This is a genomic window from Enterobacter cloacae complex sp. SYL003, assembly GCF_049236925.1.
GTDB classification, from domain to species: Bacteria; Pseudomonadota; Gammaproteobacteria; order Enterobacterales; family Enterobacteriaceae; genus Enterobacter; species Enterobacter intestinihominis.
The window spans coordinates 155,627-178,884 of the sequence record NZ_JBMKJK010000009.1; the positions used below are offsets into that span (position 1 = coordinate 155,627).

The window sequence follows — 23,258 nt, forward strand, 5'->3', positions numbered from 1 at the left end:
AACCAATTTATGGTAGCCTGCACAAAACGCTAACCGCAGGATGTATCGTCGCTATGTCAATTCAGAAAATCGCTCAACTGGCCGGGGTATCCGTGGCAACGGTCTCTCGCGTACTGAATAACAGCGATACCGTGAAGGCAAAAAACCGCGAGCGCGTTTTGCAGGCGATCCAGGAGAGTAACTACCAGCCCAATCTACTGGCGCGTCAGCTGCGCACCGCCCGCAGCTATATGATCCTGGTGATGGTCTCGAACATCGCCAACCCGTTCTGTGCCGAAGTGGTGAAGGGCATCGAAGCCGAGGCGGAAAAGAACGGCTACCGCATCCTGCTGTGCAACTCCGGCTCGGATATTGAGCGCTCCCGCTCGGGCTTAAGCCTGCTCTCCGGCAAAATCGTCGACGGCATTATCACCATGGATGCGTTCTCGAAGCTGCCGGAGCTGGCCGCGCTGATTGGCAACGCGCCGTGGGTGCAGTGCGCCGAATACGCCGATGCGGGCGCGGTCTCCTGCGTGGGGATTAACGATGTTGATGCCTCCCAGCACGTTGTCAGCCAGCTTGCCGACGGGGGCCGCAAACGCATTGCGCTCATCAACCACGACCTCAGCTACAAATATGCCCGTTTGCGCGAACGCGGCTATAAGAGCGTCATACACCTGCGGGATCTGGACTATCAGGCGGTGGAGTACGCCAGTGAGCTCAGCTCCAGTGCGGGCATGGCGGCGATGCAAAATCTGTTAAAGGCAAACCCGCCGGATGCGGTGTTTGCCGTTTCCGATACGCTGGCGGCGGGGGCGCTGCGCGCCATTCAGCAGGCAGGGCTGCGGGTGCCAGAAGATATCGCGGTGGTGGGTTTTGACGGCACCGAGCTGGCGGAGATGATTTCTCTCACCACCATTGAACAACCGTCGCGGGATATCGGGCGCAAGGCGGTCAATCTGCTGTTAAATAAGATCGACAACCCGGATGCGCCCACGGAAAGGGTCATGATGGACTGGCGCTTTATTTCCCGCGCCAGCACCTGATTATCTGGCGATGACGCCAGCCAGCGAGCGAATATCGTTTCCGGTTGGCGACTGGTGAATACGCAGGCCAAATTCATCCACCACCGCGAAAATATGATCGAAGATGTCGGCCTGAATATCTTCGTATTCCGCCCAGATCACCGTGTTGGTAAAGGCATATATTTCAATCGGCAGCCCGTTGGCATCTGGCGCGAGCTGGCGCACCATCAGCGTCATATCTTTACGAATACGCGGGTGGTTACGCAGATATTCATTCAGATAGGCACGGAAGGTGCCGATATTGGTCATCTTGCGCAGGTTTAATACCGATTCCCCTTCGCCGTTCTGCTGATTCCACAGGTTAATTTCCTCATGACGCGCGGCCAGATACGGCTTCAGTAGTTTCGCCTGAATCAGTTTCTGCTGCTCCTGCTCATCGAGGAAATGAATGCTGGTGGTATCGATATTCAGGCTACGCTTGATGCGGCGACCACCGGAGGCTGACATGCCGCTCCAGTTGATGAACGCGTCGGACACCAGCGCCCAGGTCGGGATGGTGGTGATGGTGTTATCGAAGTTGCGCACTTTAACGGTGGTCAGGCCGATGTCGGTCACCGTGCCGTTGGCCCCGTATTTCGGCATCTCCAGCCAGTCCCCGAGCTTCAGCATGTCGTTGGCGGAGAGCTGAATACCGGCCACTAAGCCCAGTATCGGGTCTTTAAAGACCAGCATCAGAACGGCAGCCATCGCACCCAGGCCGCTTATCAGAATGGCGGGTGACTGACCGATCAGAAGGGAGATAATTAATATTCCCACCAGAATGGCGCTCACCAGCTTGATGCCCTGGAATATCCCCTTCAGCGGCAGCTGTGATGCGGTGGCCATTTTCTGCGACAGATTAAAAATCACATCCAGCAGCGAGAAGAAGGAGAGCAGGGCATAGACCATCACCCACAATTTTGCGCAGGTGGTGAGCATTTCCGCCGCTTCGCTGCCTTTTTGCAGCCACAGAACCGCCTGAACGTTGACGATTATCCCCTGGAGGGTAAACGCCAGACGGTGAAATAACTTGTTCTGCGTAATGATCTGCAACCATAAATGGCTGCTGGCCTGCGCGCGTTTTTCGAAGGCGCGCAGCACCACTTTGTGCAGAATAAAATGAACGATAATGGCTGTAAGAAAAATAATACCAAAGATAATCACTAAAGAGGTGGTGTGATTAATTTCAATCCCTAACTCTTCAACCTGAGCAATTAATTCCTGCATAACGTCTCCTGTATTGATGCAGCCCCATAATGGCGGCTGCGGATCTATTATGCAAATTCAGGCAGTTTTATTTTGTCGCCGGACAGGCCTTGACGACCGGCAAACACAGACGATGGCGCATACGCAGCGTGGCCACTGCCAGCACCCCCATCATGGCCGTTTCCACCATCAGGAAGACGTTGACTGCCTGGGTGTAATCTCCGTGATGATTTTGCAGCCCGTGCAGCAAAATCGCGCCGAAAATGGCCGGGCCAAGCCCCAGCGCAGCCTGTTGCAGCGTGCTTAAAATCGCGCTCGCGGCCCCCGCGTCGTCAGGCTGGATATCGCGCATCCCGATACGGTAGAAGCTGTTTACAATCAGCGCCTGCCCGTATCCCACCAGCCCGGTGGCCGGGGCCAACGTCAGCGCGGTATTCTGCATCCCCCAGTGACGGAACGTGGCGATCAGCGCCACCAGGCCAACAAGCTGAATCGCAAGCCCGGTCAGCAGGATGGCGCTGGTGCTGTAGCGGGCAATCAGGCGTGGGGCGAACCAGGCGGAAATAAAATAGGTGACGCCGAGCGCGATAAAGCTGTTCCCGGACTGCCACGGCGCCATCCCCAGACCGCTTTGCATGGTCAGCGCCATACAGAACATAAACCCGGACCAGACGCTGAAAAAGAGTATCCCGATCAGCACGCCAAAACGGATGCTGCGCAGCTGCAACAGGCGCGGCGCGATGAGCGGGTGGGCATCTTCTCGCTCTTTCTTACGCGCGTTTAACACCATCAAAAAGACCAGCGGCACAATCGCCAGCAGCGCGGCCTTCAGCGGCCACGACCAGTGCCACTGCGGGCCGAGCGCCATCGGGAACAGCAGACAGCACAGTATCGCCGTCAGCAGGACAGTACCGGTCCAGTCAATGCGCGACGGCGTGTCGCGGCGAGTTTCCGGCACGTAGCGACGGCTCAACGCCAGCACCACCAGACAAATCGGCACGTTGATAAAGAAGGCGTTACGCCAGCCAAGCCCGGCGATGTCCGCCGACACCAGCCAGCCGCCACCCATCTGGCCGACGATAAACGCAATACCGCCGATACCGCCGAACAGACTGATCGCTTTGGCGTGTGCCGTTCCTTTTAACGTCACGTGCAACGTCGCGAGAATTTGCGGCATGATCAGCGCGGCGCCCGCGCCCTGAATAATGCGCGCGGCAAGCAACTGTTCGATATTGCCCGCCATGCCGCACAGCAGCGAGGCCAGGCCAAAACTCGCCACGCCCCACATAAACAAGCGACGGCGGCCAAGGTTATCGCCCAGCTTGCTGCCGGGGGCCAGACAGACGGCAAAGGCCACGCCGTAGAGGGCGACGATCAGCTCCAGTTCGGTGGCGGTGGCGTGTAACGAATGGGTGATGGAATCCAGCGCCACGTTGGTGATCGAGGTATCAATCAGCGGCAGCATCTGGCCGGTTAACAGCAATATCAGGCCCGCACGACCCGGTGAAACAACTGACGTATTCATGGTGACTCCATTGCGTCAAACAGCGTAGAGTCGTAGCATCAACCATCTGATAAACGGGTACCAGTTCTTGCTTATACTGGTACTGGTACTACCATGCAGGAGATGTTATGGCGCTGATGTCTGAACCTGTCACCTCTCTCCAGGATGACACCCGCAAGCAGCTGGGCGCGTTTTTGCGTGCCCGGCGCGAAAGCCTCGATCCGCAGCGGCTCGGCTTACCGCGCAGCGGCCGTCGCCGCACGCCGGGCCTGCGCCGGGAGGAGGTAGCGATGCTCGCGGATGTCGGTGTGACCTGGTACACCTGGCTGGAACAGGGCCGGGACGTCAATCCGTCCAGCGCGGTGATGGCCGCCATTGCAAAAGCGCTGCAATGCACCCCGACCGAAGCCCGGCATCTTTTTGTGCTTGCCGGTTTGCCGCCGGGCGAAGCCCCGCAGGCGGTGTGCTGTGAGGGGATCAGCGAAGGCACGCGTCGCCTGCTGGATACCCTGATGCCGAAGCCTGCCAGTATTCAGAAACCGAATTTCGATATCGTGGCGTGGAACGACAGCTTCGGACACCTGATGGGCGTCGATTTCAACGCTATCCCGCCGGAAGATCGCAACTGTATTTACCTGTTCCTCACCCATCCGGCGTGGCGCGCGCGGCTCGGCAAACGTGACGACGTGCTGCCGATTTTCGTCTCCTACTTCCGCGCGGCAATGGCTGAGCACCGTGGCGACCCGCTCTGGGAAGCGAAGCTGGCGCGTTTTTTTGCGGTGTCCGAGGAGTTCAAAACCCTGTGGCACCAGCGCAACGACGTGCGCGGCGTGGAGAACCAGCTCAAGCTGTTCACCCATCCCGAGCTGGGGGATTTTCATCTCCAGCAGATGTACTGGTACTCTGCGCCGCGAAACGGATCGCGGCTGCTGGTCTATTTACCGGTGGACGAGGCGGGGGAGAGGGCGATGGCGTGGCTGGAGGCGCAGGGGAAATAAGTTTTTTGCGAGGGGCTTTCAGGGAATAAGAGCTGGCTCTGCTAAGCGGATGAGACAGGTATAAGGTGGCGTTTAACTTAAATCAACCGACTGAATCGACATCATTTCGATGAGGGATTAAGTCGACTATACTCACGCCATGAGAAACAACAAATGTCGCCACTGATGATTGATTCCGCAGACTTCAGCCAAAAACTCGGCCTTATCTCCCGAAACGTCGAACACACCGAAGCGTTCCTGGCACGAGGTACGGCGGAATTTCATCTGCCGGGGTTTCTGCTGCCTGTGGGATACCGGCTCCTGAAATCGCGTTATGGTGATGAATATCGTCTCGTGACCACCGATGACGGCAAACCTTATACGGCGTATGCCGTAAAGCTTAAATTTCATAAAGAAATTACCTTTCCCCACGGTGCCGCCACGCAGGTGATGGTGTGGCGTACGCCACGTGCCGTTCATCAACGCGTGATAAGCGGGTTGCCACAACTCTTTTTTCAGTGGGTGCTAAGCGAATACGACATCGTTGTCTCTGACAGCGAACAAACGGGAGACGGGCAACGGTTCTGGCTGCGCATGATCGACTGGGCGTTTACCATGAACTATCGCATTAGCGTGGCGGACGGTACGGTGGGAGAAGCGTGGACGTTAACGCCCGTAAATTCCTACGCTGAGCTGGAAGAGCGCTGGATTGCTTTTGCCTGGGGAAACGATCGTGAGGTCCATCCGCATCGCAGGCTTGTCATCAGTAAAGCGTAACGGGCCGCATGCAGCGGCCCATTTTCATTAGCATTCAGTCACAATCGTGCTCAGCGGCAGGCGAGACTTCGGCAGCGTGGCATTGAAATCCTCAACGCTGTGATGCCCAACAGGCACCACCACCAGGCTGGTGAAGCCTTTCTCTTTCAGGCCGAACTCTTCGTCGAGGATTGCGGCATCGAAGCCTTCAATCGGCACTGCGTCCAGGCCCATCGCGGCCACGCCCAGCAGGAAGTTGCCGACGTTCAGGTAAACCTGCTTCGCCATCCACTGGTCGTCATCTTTCAGATCCACGCGGTGCATGTCGGCAAAATAGCAGCGGCCTTTGTGGTTCGCGGCTTTTGCTTCTGGCGTGGCGAAACGGCCGTCAGCCTCTTCCTGATCGACGACGCGCTCAAGCCAGGCATCGTCCATCGCGGTTTTCGCACAGAACACCACCACGTGAGAGGCATCCAGCATTTTGCGTTCGTTAAACACATAGGTGCCCGCCGCGGATTTTGCCACGCGCGCTTTACCCTCTTCAGTACTGGCAACAATAAAGTGCCACGGCTGGGAGTTGGTGCTGGACGGGCTGTATTGCAGCAGCGTTTTGATTTTTTCCGCTTCTTCTGCGGTCAGTTTTTTGGCTGGGTCGAACGCCTTGGTAGAATGGCGTTTCAGGGCGACAGAAATAATATCCATAACAACTCCTGGTGATGAAATTCGCCCGCGGGCGGGCGTGAAAGGAAAGCAGATTACCGCGCGAAGCGGGAAAGGATAAGTGCGATTCGAGCGCTTATTCTGTTCGTCTCAGACGAACAATCAGGCTGGCCGAATCCACTTCTGATCTTTTTTCGGCAGTTTATCAACGACCAGATTCCACGAATCCGTAATCAGGTCGGTGACCAGTTCAGGCGTGATGTCGTCCGTGCCATAAAGGGAGATCCAGTGTTTTTTATTCAGATGGTAGCCAGGCTCCACGCCACGGTAGATCTGCTGATTGAGCAGCGATTTTTCCGGATCGGATTTCAGGCTGACGTGGGCCCGACCGTGAGCGGTCGCCATCAGCATAAAAATTTTCCCGCCCACCTTAAACACGTCATACTCCGGGCCAAACGGCCAGCAATGTTCGGTAAAAGGCATTTCCAGCGCGACGCGTCTGGCATGTTCCTGCAAGGCTTTACTGTCCATGGCTCTCTTCCTCAGCAAGCCCGCGCCACATGGCTTCAAAGCCCAGCGCTTTAAAATCGACGGCACGGGACGGATCGCGCGCGGCAAACTCCATGGTGGTTTCAGCCAGCGATAAGAATATTGCATCACCGAAGGTCTTAAACTCGTCAGACATAAACACCGGGCGCACCGAGCGGTGACACAGTTCGTGTATTTCCGGGAACATGTCTTTCACCGCCTGCTCGGTTTCAATGTTCAGCTTTTCACTGACGCCAATCTGGCGGATAGCCGCATGCGCCAGGGGGTTACGAATGCCCCAGTCCACATAGCTATTCCAGATATTACGGGTATGCTCTTTTGGCTGGGTGATGGTGCGATCGAGGTTTGCCAGCATGGTCTGGCAAAGATCCTGCTTCAGATGCAGATAGAGGGCATTCAGCAGATCGTCTTTGGTAGCAAAGTAGCGAAACAGTGTCCCTTCAGCGACGCCCGCATTACGGGCAATTAACGCCGTTGAGGCGGCAATACCTGACTGCGCAAACGCAGCCGTTGCTGCTTCCAGTAAGGCCTGTTTTTTATCTTCACTCTTCGGACGTGCCACTAAATTTTTCCTCCCGTCATTTGTAAAAACCCTGATTGAAACACGTGCTTTGCCACGCTGCAACGCGGAATGTCAAAGATCGAAAACCTTCTTGACGGCGTAATCATCCCATCTATAATGAGTGCTTACTCACTCATAATCAAGTTCAACCCGCGCAAACTATCGGACAGGGCGCGTTGGCGGGTCAGGATAATGAAAAAGCCTCTATTCATCTGCGTGGTGTTAGTTATGATTATTGCTTCAGCTGCCAGTTTACCGTTTGTACTGAATGCCGGATTTGGCCAGCCACCGCAGGGTGCGCAGCTCTCTGAAGTGGAGGCCTCTCCGCACTATCGCGACGGGCAATTCCATAACACGCTCCCTACGCCGGGCTTTACCGGGCAACAAAATATGCTGGTGGCGTGGTGGCAGTTCCTTACCCGTAAAACCGAAAACGCCCGTCCTGCGCAGCCGCTGCCGCTGGTGAAAACCGATCTGGCGAGCCTGTCGCCTGAACAGGACACGCTGGTGTGGCTCGGCCACTCCTCCTGGTATATGCAGCTGGCGGGGCAACGAATCCTGATCGATCCGGTTCTGAGTAACTACGCCGCACCGTTCTCCTTCCTCAATAAAGCCTTTGCGGGGGAGTACCCGTGGCGTGCGGAGAGCATGCCGGAGATCGACCTGCTGATTATCTCCCACGATCACTATGACCATCTGGATTACGCCACCATCAAGGCGCTGCTGCCGAAGGTTAAGCGCGTGGTCACCCCGCTGGGCGTGGGTTCGCATCTGCGCTACTGGGGGATGAACCCTGAGATTATCGACGAGCGGGACTGGAACCAGTCGGTACGTATCAGCGATGCGCTGACGGTACATGTTCTGCCGGCGCGCCATTTTTCCGGGCGCGGCATTAAGCGTAACCAGACCCTGTGGGGCAGCTTTATGTTTGTCTCTCCGGAGCAGAAGGTCTACTACAGCGGAGACTCCGGTTATGGCCCGCACTTCAAAGCGATTGGCGAGCAGTTTGGCGGAGTTGACTTAGCCATTATGGAAAACGGCCAGTACGACCAGGACTGGAAGTACATCCATATGCATCCGGCGGAAACGGCGCAGGCCTCGGCAGATCTCAATGCCAGAGCGGTCGTACCGGGACATAACGGGCGTTTTGTGCTGGCGAAACATACCTGGAACGATCCACTGATCCAGCTGGCGAAAGCCAGTAAGGATAAAAACTACCGGCTGCTGACACCGGAGCTGGGCGAGCCCGTGCGGGTGAGTGATACCACGCAACAATTTCGCGAGTGGTGGGAATAATGTTTAAGCGAGAAGCAGAGGGGGAGAGCAGTATGACGATTTCCGCTCAGGTCATTGATACGATTGTCGAATGGATCGATGACAACCTACACCAGCCGTTACGCATCGAAGAGATTGCCCGCCATGCGGGTTACTCAAAATGGCATTTACAGCGGCTGTTTATGCAGTACAAAGGCGAAAGTCTGGGGCGCTACATCCGCGAACGCAAGCTGCTGATGGCGGCGCGCGATCTGCGTGAGTCAGACGAGCGCGTGTACGATATCTGCCTGCGCTACGGGTTTGACTCGCAGCAGACGTTTACCCGCATCTTTACCCGCACCTTCAACCAGCCGCCCGGGGCGTACCGCAAAGAGAACCATAGCCAGACACATTAACATGTCGCGTGTAGGCCGGGTAAGGCGTAGCCGCCACCCGGCTTTTTTGTGGGCTCGGTGCCCGTAATTGCCCGGTGGCGCTGCGCTTACCGGGCCTACAAATCACTTACCACCGATAATTCACCGTCGCCGTCACCGTCCGGCCAATCCCGTAGAAGCACGCCGTATCGCTTGCGCATGACGCCACATACTTCGTGTCCGCCACGTTATTGACGTTGAACTGCACGCTTGCCCCTTTCAGGCTGCGGTTCATCTCGCCCAGATCATAGCGCAGCATCGCGTCATACAGATCCACCGATGGCACCTTAAAGGTGTTCTTCGCATCGCCGTAGCTGGTGCCGATGTAGCGCATCCCCACGCCAGCGGTCAGGCTCTTGAGCGCCCCGCCCGGAACGGTATAGCTGGCAAACGCAGACGCCATATGCGTCGGGATACGCGCCGGGGTCTTGCCCTCGGTGCCCGCCACCGTGGTGCTTTCGGTTTTTGCATCGGTGTAAGTGTAGGAGCCAATCAGGTTCATGTTATCCATCAGCGTGGCGTGGATTTCCGCTTCAGCGCCTTTCGAACGCACCTTGCCCGCATTTTCGAACCAGCCTTCAGCGCTGTTATAGGTCGCTACGTTGTCCTGAGTTAAATCGTACAGCGCGAGAGTCATCAGCGTGGTGTCGACCGGCTGATATTTCAGGCCAATCTCGGTCTGCTCCCCGGTAGTAGGCCTGAATGGCGCGACGCCCGGCGCACGGTTGGTTTGCAGGTTCGGCTCAAACGACGTGCTGTAGCTGATGTACGGCGAGAGACCAAAATCGAACGCGTACAGCAGGCCAGTGCGCCAGGTAAATTTGCTGTCGTTCTGCTGCGTAAAGCTATTATCGGTGAAGTCGTTGGTACGCACTTCGCTCCAGTCGTAGCGCCCGGAAACCAGCCACTCCCAGTTGTTCCAGCTCATCTGATCCTGAAGATACAGCCCCATCTGGTCGAGATTTTGCTGCTCGTCGGAGGCCGTTTTGAAGGTGCTTTCATCCACGTTCACGCCGTAAACCGGGGTTGTCCAGTCGAGGTCATACTGTGAGCCGCTCCCGCGCGCCAGCAGCTGTTTATCCTTGCTTGTCTTGTAATCAAACCCGCCGAGCAGGGTATGGCTGACGCTCCCGGTCTCCAGCAGATATTCCAGCTGGTTATCGAGGCCAAATTCATTGGTCGTGCGCTCTTCACGCTGGGCGCGACGGGTCAACACCGTGCTGTTGGCCGCGCTGTTGGCGTAAACCAGATAACGGTATTTCTGCTTGATGGTGGCGTAACGGGCGTTCTGGCGGAAGGTGAGGTTGTCGGCGAATTGGTGTTCCAGCTCGTAGCCAATCATCGTCTGCTCGCGCCAGGACTGATTGTAATTCGGATCGCTGACGTTAAAGTCGCGTGGGATGTACTTCCCGTCGACGCTTTTCACCGTGCCATACGCGGGCAGGAAGTTGCGGTATCCGGCATCGGGATCTTTCTGGTAGCTGGTCAGCAGCGTAAAGCGGGTCTGATCGTTCGGATACCAGGTGATCGCCGGGGCGATCGCCATCCGCGTCTCTTTATAATCGTCCACCTGATTATGCTGCGTACGGGCGATACCGTTCACGCGATACAGTACGCGGCCGTCGTCGCTCAGCCTGCCGCCGAAATCAAACGCACCTTCGGCGAGATCGTTATTGCCGGTGCGGAACTGCACGTTGTGAATGGCCTCCGCCGTCGGGCGCTTGCTGGTCATGCTGATTAACCCGCCAGGATTCACCTGACCAAACAGGACCGACGCCGGGCCGCGCACCAGCTCCACGCGCTCCAGCAGCCACGGGTCAACTGTGCCCGTCTGTGATGAGGCCGTTGCGCCAAAGCTTAAGCCGTCGAGGAATTTTGGCACGTAGCTAAAGCCGCGCACAAACACCTCGTCGTTACGGTTAGACGAGCCCCGGTATTCGGTAAACACGCCCGCCGAGTAGCGCAGCGCCTGCGAAACGGATGTGACGTCCTGCATGTTCATTTGATCGCGGGTGATCACCGATACCGACTGCGGCGTCTTCACAATCTCCGCGCTGGTCTTGGTGGCGGAGAGCGTTTTCGTCGCCACAATGCCTTTTACGGGCGCAGTGGGCTCTTCACTCACGCCCTGCGTCACCGTAATCGTTTCTTCTTTCGTTTCTGCCTGAGCCGCGACGCTGGTCGTCGCCAGACTCAGCAGCCAGAGCTGCATTATCTTATTATTTTTAAACATTTTTATTGAACGTCCTTGGTTGCTATCGCCATAAAAACACCGGTAAATCGCCGTTGATGATATTGCAAATTATTACCATTTGCATTAGCGTTGTTAACAAATTTCGTTGGGGAACAAGCGGTAATGAAGAGGGTATGGAGTGGGTTGCTGTTGGGGATCGGCGCGCTGCCCGCCATGGCGGCAACGTGCGAGCAGTCGTCCCGGCAGGGCGATGTTCAGGGAAAGTTTGATGCCAGCGGCGAAGTCTGCTTCTCCCTGCCTGAACTGGGTGAAAATTACGTTTCCGCCACGCTGAATGGCGTGACGGATGCGCGCCTGCTGGATGGGCAAAACCGCCGCATCCGCACGCTGATCGAAAACGGTCCTGCGGACGGGGAACACACGCTGCTGTTTGCCCTGCCGGTGAAACAGAACACCTCGCTGGTGCTACACGGCGAAGCCGGTAAGCCGTGGCGTTTTCAGTGGCGGATGAAAGAGACCTCTCCGTTACCACGCGTGCAGATGCTGGCGCCAGTAAGCCCGACGCTAAAGGCGCTGGCAAACGTCCTTTCTGCCGGTGGAAGTACCGAGGCGTTCTGGCAGGCGCAGCGTCGACAGGGAACGCCAATGGTGGAACCGGTAGATGCGAGCCATAAGCGCGTGACCTTTCTGTGGCGCGGCGCGCGGGATAACGTCTTCATTCTCGGCTCTCCGGCGGGGGATCACGATCCGCTGTTCCGCCTGGGCAACAGCGACGTTTGGTTCCGCAGCTACGTGGTCCCCGCTGATACGGTGATGCAATATAAGCTCGCCCCCGATGTGCCGATCGTTGAAGGCTCTGCCCGCGATCAACGCCGCGCCATCCTGGTGAGCGCACAGGCCGATCCGCTTAACCCGAACACCTTTGGGGAGCAGAAGGCGGATCGATGGAACCGTTACTCGCTGCTCGATCTCAGCCCGGCGCGCTACTGCTCCGTTCAGGCCACGGCAAAGCCGCTGGTGCACGGGACGTTGAGCCGTCAGAGTTTTTCCAGCCACATCCTCGGCAACGCCCGCGACGTGATGATCTACAAACCGCGCGGCGCACAGCCCGCACGCTGGACGTTAATTCTGTTCGACGGGCAGATTTATCAGGACGAATACCATTTTGCCAACGTGCTGGACGGTCTGATTGCCCGGCATCACCTGCCACCGATTAACGTGGTGTTTATCGACAGCCTCGATCACGCCCGTCGCGGCAACGAGCTGCCGCCGAACCCGGAATTTGCTGACTTTATGGCGCACGAGCTGCTGCCGTGGCTGCGCGGGCAGGGCATCGGCATGCAGCGGCAGAAAACGGTGCTGGCGGGGTCGAGCTACGGGGGAATTGCCTCGTCATGGGTGGCGCTGCGCTATCCGCGTCTGTTTGGCAACGTGCTGAGCCTTTCCGGCTCCTACTGGTGGGCGCCGAAAGGTGACGCCCCCGGCTGGCTGACGCGTCAGTACCAGCAGTCGCCGCCGTATCCGGTGCGCTTCTGGTTACAGGCCGGAAAGTTTGAAACCACGGGGCCGGGCGGCGGCATTTATCGCACCACGCAGGATTTTGAACAGGTGCTGAAGGAAAAAGGCTATCGCGTCAGCTTCCACCCCTCATCCAGCGGCCACGACTATGCGGCCTGGTGTGAAGCGCTGATCCACGGGATGCGCGATCTCACTGGCTTACGACGCCAGTGAAAACCAGCGGCGCCAGATGAAACGCAGGATAAAGAATTCGATGGCGCCGAGCACCAAAAACCACAGACAGAACAGAATGGTGTACAGCTGATTCAGATCGACCATATGAAAGGTCTGAACCAGTTTCTGCGCCAGCACCAGACCCAGCGACGGCGCAGGTAACAGCAGACAGGAGAGCAGGGCCATCAGCAAAATGCCCCCTGCGGTGAGCAGCGATTCTAACGGGTGTTTCATCGTAATGTTAATCGTGAGTTAAAAATGTCATTGTCCGGCATCCTGAAACGTAAAGCAATATCATCCCCACTGGCAAAATTGAGTGAAAGGCCACCATTATTCTGCGAGTTAATAACGGAAAATAGATAATATTTCCGGGGCGATTAAATTAATATCGCGTAATGTAAATAAACGTCTTTTTCACGAAAATAATTTTACAAAGCTATAGGTGCTATATCCAATTAACGTCGCAATAACAATGGCTGCGACAATGTATAACGCCAGGCGCCGCCCGCGATAAATACCAAACATGCTTCCTCCTCGTTTAGTGTTGGTTTAGAAATATTTTGTAAAAATCAACGCGTCGAAATAATTTTAATCAGTTTTGAATAACCGGGTAGTCAATATATTGCGGTAGATCAATTTAACCCGCAAGACTTAAAAATGAATTATTTAAAGCCAGAAAGGAATTCCGGCTTCCGTCCACCGGATATTGAAGGAAAAATACCATGACCAAAAAAAATTTCTCGCAGAATATGCCACCCGCAGGCGGGCAGGCGTACCAGCAGACCGTAGAGCAGGTGCTTGCTCAGGCGCAGAGCCAGGCGAATGGACTGGACCGCACCGAGGCGCAGGCACGTTTGCAGAAGCATGGCCCGAACGCGCTGCCGGAGAAAAAAGGCAAGCCGGGCTGGCTGCGTTTTCTCGCGCATTTTAACGATGTCCTGATTTACGTCCTGCTGGCGGCCGCCGTATTAACGGCTGTAATGGGACACTGGGTTGATACGCTGGTTATCCTGGGTGTGGCGGTAATCAATGCCTTAATTGGCCACATTCAGGAAAGTAACGCAGAAAAATCCCTGAAGAGTATTCGCAATATGCTCTCCAGCGAGGCGCGCGTAATTCGTAATGGTAACCATGAAACCATCCCGACGACGGAAATCGTCCCGGGCGATATTATTGTGTTGCGCGCAGGAGATCGTATTCCGGCGGATATGCGCTTAATTGAAGCGCATAATTTACGCGTGGAAGAGGCAATTCTGACCGGCGAATCCACCGTGGTGGATAAACACATTAATCCGCTGAGCGGTGAACTGCCGCTGGGCGACCGCACCAATATGGTCTTCTCCGGGACGACCGTAAGCGCGGGCGGTGGCGTTGGCCTGGTCACCGCGACCGGTAAGGATACGGAGCTCGGCCACATCAACCAGATGATGGCGGGCATTGAAAAGCACCGCACCCCGCTGCTGGTGCAGATGGACAAGCTGGGCAAAGCGATTTTCGCCATCATTCTGGCGATGATGGCCGCGCTGTTTGTCTTCAGCCTGGTGTTCCGCGAGATCCCGATGGGCGAGCTGCTGCTCTCCCTGATTAGCCTGGCGGTAGCCTCCGTACCGGAAGGTCTGCCGGCGATTATCTCCATCATCCTCTCTCTGGGCGTACAGGCGATGGCGCGTAAGCGGGCGATTATCCGCAAGCTGCCGACGGTTGAAACCCTGGGCGCGATGACCGTGGTCTGCTCGGATAAAACCGGCACCCTGACTATGAACGAGATGACGGTGAAAGCCATCATTACCGCCGATACGTGCTATCGCGTGGACGGCAACAGCTACGAGCCGGTGGGCAACCTCTACCTCGAAGGCAGCGACGAGCCGGTGCAGATCCAGCCGGGCACCGTGCTGGAGCAGTACCTGCGCACCATCGACCTGTGTAACGACAGCCAGCTGATTCAGGACGAGCGCGGCCTGTGGGGCATCACCGGCGGCCCGACCGAGGGCGCGCTGAAGGTGCTGGCGGCAAAAGCCCACCTCGCACCGGTCGAGACCACCCTGGTCAACAAGATCCCGTTCGACTCGCAGTACAAGTACATGAGCACCCACTACCAGATTGGCGGTGAGGAGCAGATATTGATCACCGGCGCGCCGGACGTGATTTTCGCCCTGTGTGAGCAGCAGCAGACCCGCAACGGTGCGCAAGCCTTTGACCGCGCGTACTGGGAAACGGAGATGGAGCGCTATGCGCGTCAGGGGCTGCGCATGGTCGCCGCGGCGTTCAGGCCAGCGAACGGTGAGCAGACACTGACTCACGACGACCTGAGCCACGGCCTGATCTTCCTCGGCATTGCCGGGATGATGGATCCGCCGCGTCCGGAAGCGATTGAGGCGATTAACGCCTGTCAGCAGGCGGGGATCCGCGTGAAGATGATCACCGGGGATCACCCGCAGACGGCGATGAGCATAGGCCAGATGCTGGGGATCACTAACAGCGAGCAGGCGGTCACCGGCTATGAGCTGGAGAAGATGGACGACGCCGAGCTGGCCGAAGCGGCGGTGAAGTATGACATCTTCGCCCGTACCAGTCCGGAGCATAAGCTGCGCCTGGTGAAAGCGTTACAGGACAAAGGCGAAATCGTCGGCATGACCGGTGACGGCGTGAACGATGCGCCAGCGCTGCGTCAGGCGGATGTGGGTATTGCGATGGGCATCAAAGGCACGGAAGTCACCAAAGAGGCGGCGGACATGGTCCTGACGGACGATAACTTCGCCACCATCGCCAGCGCGGTGAAAGAGGGGCGTCGCGTTTACGACAACCTGAAGAAGACCATTCTGTTCATCATGCCGACCAACCTGGCGCAGGGGCTACTGATTGTGATTGCGCTGCTGGCGGGGAACATCATTCCGCTGACGCCGGTGTTGATCCTGTGGATGAACATGGCGACCTCCGCCACGCTCTCCTTCGGCCTGGCCTTCGAGGCCGCCGAGCGCAACATCATGCGCCGCCCACCGCGCCAGACCGGGCAGCACGTGATGGACGCCTACGCCGTATGGCGCGTGGCTTTCGTCGGCACCATGATTGCCATCGCCGCCTTTGCGCTGGAAGCCTGGCTGGCCCCGCGCGGGCACAGCGCGGAGTTCATCCGCACCGTGCTGCTCCAGATGCTGGTCTGCGCCCAGTGGGTGTACATGATTAACTGCCGCAACACCGAAGGGTTCTCCCTGAACCGCGGCCTGCTGGCGAACAAAGGGATCTGGCTGGTAACGGGCGTACTGTTCCTGCTCCAGGCGGCGATCATCTACCTGCCGTTTATGCAGATGCTGTTCGGCACCGAAGCGCTGCCGCTGCGCTACTGGTTCGTGACGCTGGCGGTGGCGGGGGTGATGTTCTTCGTCGTCGAAATCGAGAAGCGACTGACCCGCAGGTTCCGTAAGGCTGCATAACTAAAACCTTACCCCTCACCCTGCCCTCTCCCCAAAGGGGAGAGGGTGTTCAAGTTCCCTCTCCCCTTTGGGGAGAGGGTTAGGGTGAGGGGAAAATACTGAGGTACTCCCATGAAACTCCCGCTCCTGTTCATACTCCTCGCCGCTACCCTGCCGCCCGCATTCGCCGCAGTCATTCCCGTGCGTGTCGCCACCGTGGAGCAAACCGCCCACGCCGCCGAACGTCAGATCCCGGGTCGCATTGAAGCGATTCACACCGTTGAACTGCGCGCGCGTACGGAAGGCGTCATCACCAAAATCCACTTTCGCGACGGCCAGTACGTGAAAAAAGGTGACGTGCTGTTCGAGCTGGACGACGCCGAGCCGCGCGCCGCCCTGCGCCTGGCGCAGGCCGAAGTGAAAAGCGCCGAAGCCACGCTGCGTCAGGCGCAGCAGCAGCTGTCCCGCTTCGAAAGCCTGGGCAGCAGCAACGCCATCAGCCGCCACGATGTGGACAACGCCCGCATGCAGCGCGACGTAGCGAGCGCCGCGCTGGAGCAGGCGAAAGCCCGTCTCGACACCCGCAGCGTCACCCTCAACTACACGCGCATTACCTCACCGATTGACGGACGCGTGGGGCACAGCAACTTTCACGTCGGCAGCCTGGTGGATCCTGCCAGCGGTGTGCTGGTAGAGGTGGTGCAGCTCGATCCGATCCGCATCGCCTTTGCGCTGGAAGAGGGCGCGTTTGCCACCAAAGCCGGACAGCATGCGGATATCAGCGCCATGAAGCAGGCCTGGCAGGCGCTGATTGACAGCAACGGCCAGCGCGTCAGCGGGGAACTCACCTCCGTGGACAACCGCATCGACCCGCGTACCGCCAGCGTGATGCTGCGCGCCGAGTTCGCCAACCCGCGCCATCAGCTGCTGCCCGGCGGCAATGTGAACGTCTACCTGCGTCCGGCAAGCGAGCAGCCTGTCCTGACCCTGCCCGCCGCTGCGGTACAGCAGAATGGCGACGGGTTCTTCGCCTGGGTGGTTAACGCCGAGGATAAAGCCGAAATGCGTCCGCTTAAGGTCGCCGGGCAGATGGGCCAGCAGTTCCAGATTGCCTCCGGCGTTAAGCCCGGTGAGCGAGCAATTACTGACGGTGCGCAGCGCGTGCAGCCAGGCGCTGCCGTTCAGATACTGAATTAAGGAGCCATCATGCTGACGTTTTTCATCAAACGCCCGCGCTTTGCGATGGTGATTGCGCTGGTCATCACCCTGCTGGGGGCCATCGCGCTGAGGATTATTCCGGTGGAGCAGTACCCGCAGATCACACCGCCGGTCGTGAATGTGTCAGCGTCATGGCCGGGCGCCAGCTCGGCTGACGTGGCGGAGGCCATCGCCACGCCGCTGGAGACGCAGCTGAACGGGGTGGATCATATGCTCTATATGGAGTCCACCAGTTCGGATGAGGGCTCTTACAGCCTGAACATCACCTTTGCGGCGGGCACCGATCCGGATCTCGCCGCCATCGACGTGCAGAACCGCGTGGCGCAGGCCGTGGCGCAGCTGCCGACCGAGGCGCAGCAAAACGGCGTGCAGGTGCGCAAGCGCGCCACCAACCTGATGATGGGGGTAAGCCTTTACTCACCAAATAACACCCACACGCCGCTGTTCGTCAGCAACTACGCCAGCACCCAGGTGCGCGAGGCGCTGTCGCGACTGCCGGGCGTCGGGCAGGTACAGATGTTTGGCGCGCGCGACTACAGCATGCGCATCTGGCTGCGTCCGGACCGCATGAATGCCCTGAACGTGACCAGCGATGACGTGGCGCAGGCGCTGCGCGAGCAGAACGTGCAGGGGGCGGCAGGCCAGGTCGGCACGCCGCCGGTGTTTAACGGCCAGCAGCAGACGCTAACCATCAACGGGCTAGGGCGCTTAAACCAGGCCGACGACTTTGCCAACATCATTATCCGCACCGGGGAGATGGGCCAGCTGGTGCGCCTGAAGGACGTCGCCACCATTGAGCTTGGCTCGCGCAGCTACAGCTCGGGCGCGCAGCTGAACGGGCATGACTCTGCCTACCTTGGCATCTACCCGACGCCGTCCGCTAACGCCCTGCGCGTGGCCGATGCGGTGCGCGCGGAGCTGGAACGGTTATCCACGCGCTTCCCGGACGATCTGGTCTATGAAGTCAAATTCGACACCACCTCGTTTGTGGCCGCTACCATCAAAGAGATTGGCGTCTCGCTGGCGCTGACGATGCTGGCGGTGGTGGTCGTGGTGTCCCTGTTCCTGCAAAGCTGGCGCGCGACGCTGATTGTCGCCCTTGCCATTCCGGTGTCGCTGGTGGGCACCTTTGCGGTGCTCTACGCGCTCGGCTACTCCGCGAACACGCTCAGTCTGTTCGCCATCATTCTGGCGCTGACCATGGTGGTGGATGACGCCATCGTGGTAGTGGAGAGTGTCGAAACGCTGATGGCGGAAGGGCAGAGCCGCACGGCGGCGACCGCGCTGGCGCTGCGTCAGATTGCCGGGCCGGTGATTGCCACCACGCTGGTGCTGCTGGCGGTGTTTGTACCGGTGGCGCTCCTGCCGGGGATCGTGGGCGAGCTGTACCGCCAGTTCGCGGTGACGCTCTCGACCGCCGTCACGCTCTCAAGCCTCGTGGCGCTGACCCTGACGCCCGCGCTCTGCGCGATGCTGCTGCGCCCGCGTCCGGCACAGCCCGCCGCCGTTTTCCGCGGGTTCAACCGCGGGCTGGACGCCACGCGCACGCTTTACACCCGGATCGTGAGCGTGTTCAACCTCCGTCCGTGGCTGGCGCTGCTGGCCACCGCAGGCGCGGCGGCGGTGGTGGTATTCAGCTTTATGTCGATGCCAAAGGGCTTCCTGCCCCAGGAGGATCAGGGCTACTTCTTCGCCAGCGTCCAGCTGCCAGAGGCAGCCTCGCTGGAGCGCACCGAAGCGGTGATGACCACCGCGCGCGAGCTGATCGCTAAAAACCCGGCGGTGGAAGACGTGATTCAGGTCTCCGGGTTTAACATCCTCAACGGCACCAGCGCATCGAACGGCGGGTTTATCTCCATCATGCTCAAAGACTGGAGCGAGCGTCCGCCGCTGGATGAGGTGATGGGCACCCTTCAGCGCCAGCTGCTGGCCCTGCCGGAAGCCACCATCATGACCTTTGCACCGCCGACGCTGCCGGGGCTGGGCAACGCCTCCGGCTTCGATCTGCGCATTCAGGCACAGGCGGGGCAAAGCCCGGCGGAGCTGGAGCGCGTAACTCGCGAGGTGCTGGCGAAAGCCAACCAGCACCCGCAGCTGAGCCGCGTGTTCACCACCTGGAGCAGCAACGTGCCGCAGATGACGCTCACCGTTGACCGTGAGCGCGCGGCCCGCCTCGACGTGCCGGTGTCGCGCATCTTCAGCAGCCTGCAAACTGCCTTTGGCGGCACGCGCGCCGGGGATTTCAGCGTCAACAACCGCGTCTATCACGTGGTGATGCAGAACGAGATGCAGTGGCGCGAGCGCGCAGAGCAAATCAGCGAGCTGTTCGTGCGCAGCAACAGCGGCGAGCGGGTGCGTCTGAGCAACCTCGTCACCATCACGCCGACCGTCGGCGCGCCATTTATTCAGCAGTACAACCAGTTCCCGTCGGTATCGGTGAGCGGCTCGGCAGCGGAAGGGGTGAGCAGCAGCACCGCAATGGCGGCGATGGGCGAGATTCTGGCGGAAAACCTGCCAGCCGGGTACGACTACGCCTGGAGCGGCATGTCGTATCAGGAGCAGCAGACCGGGAATCAGGCGATATGGATTGTGCTGGCGGCGGTGGTGATGGCGTGGCTGTTCCTCGTCGCCCAGTATGAGAGCTGGACGCTGCCGGCGAGCGTGATGCTCTCGGTGCTGTTCGCCATCGGCGGAGCGCTGGTCTGGCTGTGGCTGGCAGGCTATGCCAACGACGTGTACGTGCAGATTGGTCTGGTGCTATTGATAGCCCTCGCCGCCAAGAACGCAATTCTTATCGTGGAGTTTGCCCGCGCCCGTCGTATGGACGGAATGGCGATTGTCGATGCCGCGCGGGAAGGGGCATCACGCCGCTTCCGCGCGGTAATGATGACCGCCGTGTCGTTCATCATCGGCGTATTGCCGATGATGCTGGCGACCGGGGCGGGTGCCCAGAGCCGCCGCATTATCGGGACCACGGTGTTCAGCGGCATGCTGGTAGCCACCGTGGTGGGGATAGTGTTCATCCCGGCGCTGTTCGTGCTGTTCCAGCGCCTTCGCGAGTGGGGGCATGGCCTTACGGACTCGTCGCCCACAGCTCACAGTGCTTCTGCACCAGAGAAATCAGCGAGCCGCCATCGGCGATAAAGTCCCGCATGCGCTGCGCCTCGCTCTTGCCCTGCTTTAACAGCAGGGCAATTTCCTTGATGGCGCTCGTCGCGCCGAGTTTCTCGGCCGACGGTGCAACCTGCTCCAGCAGCCAGGCGATATCTTCCGCCACGGTTTTGTGCTCGCCGGTATGCACGTCGGTCAGAATGCCTTCCAGCCCGTAGCGACAGGCCTGAAAACGGTTAAAGCGGTATAGCAGAAAATCCCGTTCCTGATGCTTATAGGGCCGCGCAGTCAGCAGCCAGTGCGACGTCGCCTGAATAAGCCCGGCGATGTTAATGGCGTGACCGAGCGTCAGCGGCGTATCCATCACCCGCACCTCTACGGTGCCAAAGTGCGGGCTGGGGCGGATGTCCCAGTGCAGATCCTTAATGCTGTCGATCATGCTGGTGGAACTCAGGCGGCGGAACAGCCCCTCGAACTCCTGCCAGCTGTTGACCCACGGCATCTGGCCGTTATCCGGGAACCCGGAAAATATGTTGAGCCGCGACGAGGAAAACTTGGTGTCCGTGCCCTGCATATAAGGCGACGACGCGGCGAGGGCGATAAAGTGCGGCACGAAGCGCGACAGGCCGTGCAGCAGGTAAATCGCGTCGTCCCCGTTTCGGCATCCCACGTGCACGTGCTGGCCGAACACCGTCGCCTGCAAAATCAGATAGCCAAAGCGCTCCAGCGTGACGTTATAGCGCTCGTCGTCACATACCTCCTGACGCTGCCATTTCTGGAACGGGTGCGTGCCGCCGCCACAGATCTGGATGTGCTGCTCCGACGCCGCCCGCAGGATGCTCTGCTGCATCACGGAGAACTGGGCCGCCGCCTGGTCGATGGTCTGGCATACGCCGGTGGCGATTTCGAGCATGCTTTCGGTGATGTCGTGTTTGACTTCGCCCCCTTTGATGTCGTCTTTGACGGCGGCGATGAGGGCAGAGGAGTCCTGGCTCAGATCGTAACCCGGCGGGTTAACCACCTGGAGTTCGAGCTCAATGCCGAGGGTATAAGGTTCAGAGGACTTGAAATCGGGTAAGGGCATGGCGCACTCCGTTGTCTGTTATGTGTTGAGTATAGACAATGGGCGTGGCGCGCTCTTTTCAGGGTGGTATAACTGATAGCAGGCTTAGCAAAAGGGGAGTGACCCATGTCTGACTATCCAACCATTGCGCTGATTGGTCCCGGTGCGATTGGCACCACCATTGCCGCGGTGCTGCATGACGCGGGCCGTACGCCGCTGCTGTGCGGTCGCACCGCGCATCCGGTATTACGCCTGCGTCACGATGAGGATGAAACTGTGGTGCCCGGTCCGGTACTCACCGATCCCACCGTCATTACCCGCCCCGTAGACCTCGTTTTTGTGGCGGTAAAAACGACGCAAAATGCCGACAGCGCCGGGTGGCTGCGCGCCCTGTGCGATGAAAACACCGTGGTCTGCGCGCTGCAAAACGGTGTGGAGCAGAAAGCCCAGCTTGCGCCTTTGGTCAACGGCGCAACGGTGCTGCCGTCGGTGGTCTGGTTCCCGGCGCAGCGCGAGCCGGACGCCTCCGTCTGGCTGCGGGCAAAACCGCGTCTGACACTACCGGATGTGCCGCAGGCGCAGCGGGTGGTCGAGACGCTTCGCGGTACGCGCTGTGATGTTGAGCTCTCGACAGATTTCACCACCGTCGCCTGGCGCAAGCTGCTGCAAAACGCGGTCGCCGGGCTGATGGTGCTGGCCAATCGCCGCGCCGGGATGTTCAGGCGCGAGGATATCAGCGAGCTGGCCCTGGCCTACCTGCGCGAGGGGCTTGCCGTCGCCCGCGCTGAGGGGGCGAAACTGGACGATGCGGTGGCTGAGGAGATTCTGGTGAACTTCCAGCGTGCGCCCGAGGATTTAGGCACCTCGATCCTTGCCGACCGTCAGGCCGAACGCCCGATGGAGTGGGATATTCGTAACGGTGTGATCCAGCGCTATGGCCGCAGGCATGGTATTGCGGTGCCCATCAGCGACGTGGTGGTGCCGCTGCTGGCGGCGGGGAGCGAGGGGCCGGGCTAACGGCCGCTGTTTTTCCGTTCGGCGAGCGTGACGGTGGAGCAATAATCTGGGGATAGTCAGCCTTAAACACATATGCGAAACTTACCGCTTCTGAAAAAATGTGGTGGGACCCGCTCAATGTCAGAACCATCTTCGCAGTGCCTGTTTAATGAAGGAATGATTGCTTTTCCTGAGGGCTATCAGGACCGTACCGTCAATGTCTTCGCGCCGCCTGCAGCGGATGCGCCCGCGTTCAACATTTCCCGCGATGCCCTCAACCCCGGCGAAGCGCTTGCCGCGTATATCGATCGCCAGCTCGCCCTGATGGCAAAGCACATCAAGGGCTGGAAGCAGGGTGAGCGCAGCGCCGCTACGCTGGGCGACAGCCTTTTACAGGGTGAAACCGTCCATGCCAGCTACCTGCGCGACGGGAAACGCATCTGGCAGCAGCAGGCCGTGTTTAACGTCGACGGCGATAAAATCCTGGTGTTCACTATGACCTGCACCCGCGCGCCGGGCGATGCCGACGGCGCGCTGTTTGGCGATCTTCTCAGGAGCTTCCGCTTCCACCATTAACTTCAGGGACCGTT

19 protein-coding genes are annotated in these 23,258 nt (G+C 58.9%); 11 read left to right on the forward strand and 8 right to left on the reverse strand.

What is annotated here, in order from left to right:
* Positions 1 to 53: 53 nt before the first annotated feature.
* Complete coding sequence (locus ACOT1A_RS13725) at positions 54 to 1,025, forward strand: LacI family DNA-binding transcriptional regulator (RefSeq protein WP_023299504.1); 972 nt, start codon at positions 54 to 56, stop codon at positions 1,023 to 1,025.
* Here the strand turns inward: ACOT1A_RS13725 and ACOT1A_RS13730 are convergent, their stop codons facing one another.
* Positions 1,026 to 2,270 (reverse strand): mechanosensitive ion channel family protein, encoded by a 1,245-nt coding sequence (locus tag ACOT1A_RS13730; RefSeq protein ID WP_022647326.1) that lies wholly within the window; start codon positions 2,268 to 2,270, stop codon positions 1,026 to 1,028.
* A 67-nt stretch (positions 2,271 to 2,337) separates the two neighbouring features.
* Positions 2,338 to 3,774: an MFS transporter gene (locus ACOT1A_RS13735; RefSeq protein WP_276170061.1), complete on the reverse strand. Its 1,437-nt coding sequence runs from the start codon at positions 3,772 to 3,774 to the stop codon at positions 2,338 to 2,340.
* 107 nt (positions 3,775 to 3,881) lie between these two features.
* On the opposite strand from ACOT1A_RS13735, the gene ACOT1A_RS13740 reads away from it, so the two are divergent.
* Entirely contained in the window at positions 3,882 to 4,751 is an 870-nt protein-coding gene (locus ACOT1A_RS13740) for a helix-turn-helix transcriptional regulator (RefSeq protein ID WP_022647328.1), read from the forward strand.
* Positions 4,752 to 4,904: 153 nt separating this feature from the next.
* Positions 4,905 to 5,507 carry a hypothetical protein gene (locus ACOT1A_RS13745; RefSeq protein WP_276170062.1) on the forward strand — a complete coding sequence of 201 codons (603 nt, stop codon included), beginning with the start codon at positions 4,905 to 4,907 and terminating at the stop codon, positions 5,505 to 5,507.
* A gap of 27 nt (positions 5,508 to 5,534) precedes the next feature.
* On the opposite strand, the gene nfsB is transcribed toward ACOT1A_RS13745, so the two are convergent.
* The 3 genes from nfsB to ACOT1A_RS13760 form a co-directional block, all read right to left on the reverse strand.
* Positions 5,535 to 6,188 (reverse strand): oxygen-insensitive NAD(P)H nitroreductase, encoded by a 654-nt coding sequence (nfsB, locus tag ACOT1A_RS13750; RefSeq protein ID WP_003858884.1) that lies wholly within the window; start codon positions 6,186 to 6,188, stop codon positions 5,535 to 5,537.
* A 120-nt stretch (positions 6,189 to 6,308) separates the two neighbouring features.
* Positions 6,309 to 6,677: an MmcQ/YjbR family DNA-binding protein gene (locus ACOT1A_RS13755; protein WP_022647330.1), complete on the reverse strand. Its 369-nt coding sequence runs from the start codon at positions 6,675 to 6,677 to the stop codon at positions 6,309 to 6,311.
* Positions 6,667 to 7,257: a TetR/AcrR family transcriptional regulator gene (locus tag ACOT1A_RS13760; protein WP_023299509.1), complete on the reverse strand. Its 591-nt coding sequence runs from the start codon at positions 7,255 to 7,257 to the stop codon at positions 6,667 to 6,669. Before ACOT1A_RS13760 ends, ACOT1A_RS13755 begins: the two co-directional genes overlap by 11 nt.
* Before the next feature lie 192 nt (positions 7,258 to 7,449).
* Here ACOT1A_RS13760 and ACOT1A_RS13765 point away from each other — a divergent pair, with 192 nt between their 5' ends.
* Positions 7,450 to 8,553, forward strand: coding sequence for a RomA family MBL fold metallo-hydrolase (locus ACOT1A_RS13765; protein ID WP_022647332.1), 1,104 nt, complete (start codon positions 7,450 to 7,452; stop codon positions 8,551 to 8,553).
* 32 nt (positions 8,554 to 8,585) lie between these two features.
* Positions 8,586 to 8,927, forward strand: coding sequence for a RamA family antibiotic efflux transcriptional regulator (locus tag ACOT1A_RS13770; protein ID WP_017694370.1), 342 nt, complete (start codon positions 8,586 to 8,588; stop codon positions 8,925 to 8,927).
* 106 nt (positions 8,928 to 9,033) lie between these two features.
* On the opposite strand, the gene ACOT1A_RS13775 is transcribed toward ACOT1A_RS13770, so the two are convergent.
* The gene (locus ACOT1A_RS13775; RefSeq protein WP_276170063.1) at positions 9,034 to 11,178 is read right to left on the reverse strand and encodes a TonB-dependent siderophore receptor; all 2,145 of its coding nucleotides are present in this window, start codon (positions 11,176 to 11,178) and stop codon (positions 9,034 to 9,036) included.
* 123 nt (positions 11,179 to 11,301) lie between these two features.
* Between ACOT1A_RS13775 and ACOT1A_RS13780 the strand changes: the two genes are divergently transcribed.
* The gene (locus ACOT1A_RS13780; RefSeq protein ID WP_180243504.1) at positions 11,302 to 12,870 is read left to right on the forward strand and encodes an alpha/beta hydrolase-fold protein; all 1,569 of its coding nucleotides are present in this window, start codon (positions 11,302 to 11,304) and stop codon (positions 12,868 to 12,870) included.
* Here ACOT1A_RS13780 and ACOT1A_RS13785 read toward each other — a convergent pair.
* Positions 12,856 to 13,104 carry a DUF1158 domain-containing protein gene (locus ACOT1A_RS13785; RefSeq protein ID WP_003858875.1) on the reverse strand — a complete coding sequence of 83 codons (249 nt, stop codon included), beginning with the start codon at positions 13,102 to 13,104 and terminating at the stop codon, positions 12,856 to 12,858. The two genes, ACOT1A_RS13780 and ACOT1A_RS13785, sit on opposite strands and share 15 nt — an antisense overlap.
* A 488-nt stretch (positions 13,105 to 13,592) precedes the next feature.
* Between ACOT1A_RS13785 and ACOT1A_RS13790 the strand changes: the two genes are divergently transcribed.
* From ACOT1A_RS13790 to ACOT1A_RS13800, 3 genes are all read left to right on the forward strand, one after another.
* Positions 13,593 to 16,301, forward strand: coding sequence for a cation-transporting P-type ATPase (locus ACOT1A_RS13790; RefSeq protein ID WP_276170064.1), 2,709 nt, complete (start codon positions 13,593 to 13,595; stop codon positions 16,299 to 16,301).
* Between the two features lie 111 nt (positions 16,302 to 16,412).
* A complete protein-coding gene (locus ACOT1A_RS13795; protein ID WP_276170065.1) occupies positions 16,413 to 17,477 on the forward strand; it encodes an efflux RND transporter periplasmic adaptor subunit in 1,065 nt (354 codons plus the stop codon).
* 9 nt (positions 17,478 to 17,486) lie between these two features.
* Positions 17,487 to 20,642, forward strand: coding sequence for an efflux RND transporter permease subunit (locus tag ACOT1A_RS13800; RefSeq protein WP_105322523.1), 3,156 nt, complete (start codon positions 17,487 to 17,489; stop codon positions 20,640 to 20,642).
* Here ACOT1A_RS13800 and ACOT1A_RS13805 read toward each other — a convergent pair.
* A complete protein-coding gene (locus ACOT1A_RS13805; protein ID WP_022647338.1) occupies positions 20,572 to 21,693 on the reverse strand; it encodes a YbdK family carboxylate-amine ligase in 1,122 nt (373 codons plus the stop codon). The genes ACOT1A_RS13800 and ACOT1A_RS13805 overlap by 71 nt on opposite strands.
* 105 nt (positions 21,694 to 21,798) lie before the next feature.
* Between ACOT1A_RS13805 and ACOT1A_RS13810 the strand changes: the two genes are divergently transcribed.
* Positions 21,799 to 22,689 carry an oxidoreductase gene (locus ACOT1A_RS13810; RefSeq protein ID WP_250116671.1) on the forward strand — a complete coding sequence of 297 codons (891 nt, stop codon included), beginning with the start codon at positions 21,799 to 21,801 and terminating at the stop codon, positions 22,687 to 22,689.
* Positions 22,690 to 22,806: 117 nt separating this feature from the next.
* Positions 22,807 to 23,244, forward strand: coding sequence for a DcrB-related protein (locus tag ACOT1A_RS13815; protein WP_038415594.1), 438 nt, complete (start codon positions 22,807 to 22,809; stop codon positions 23,242 to 23,244).
* Positions 23,245 to 23,258: the final 14 nt, after the last annotated feature.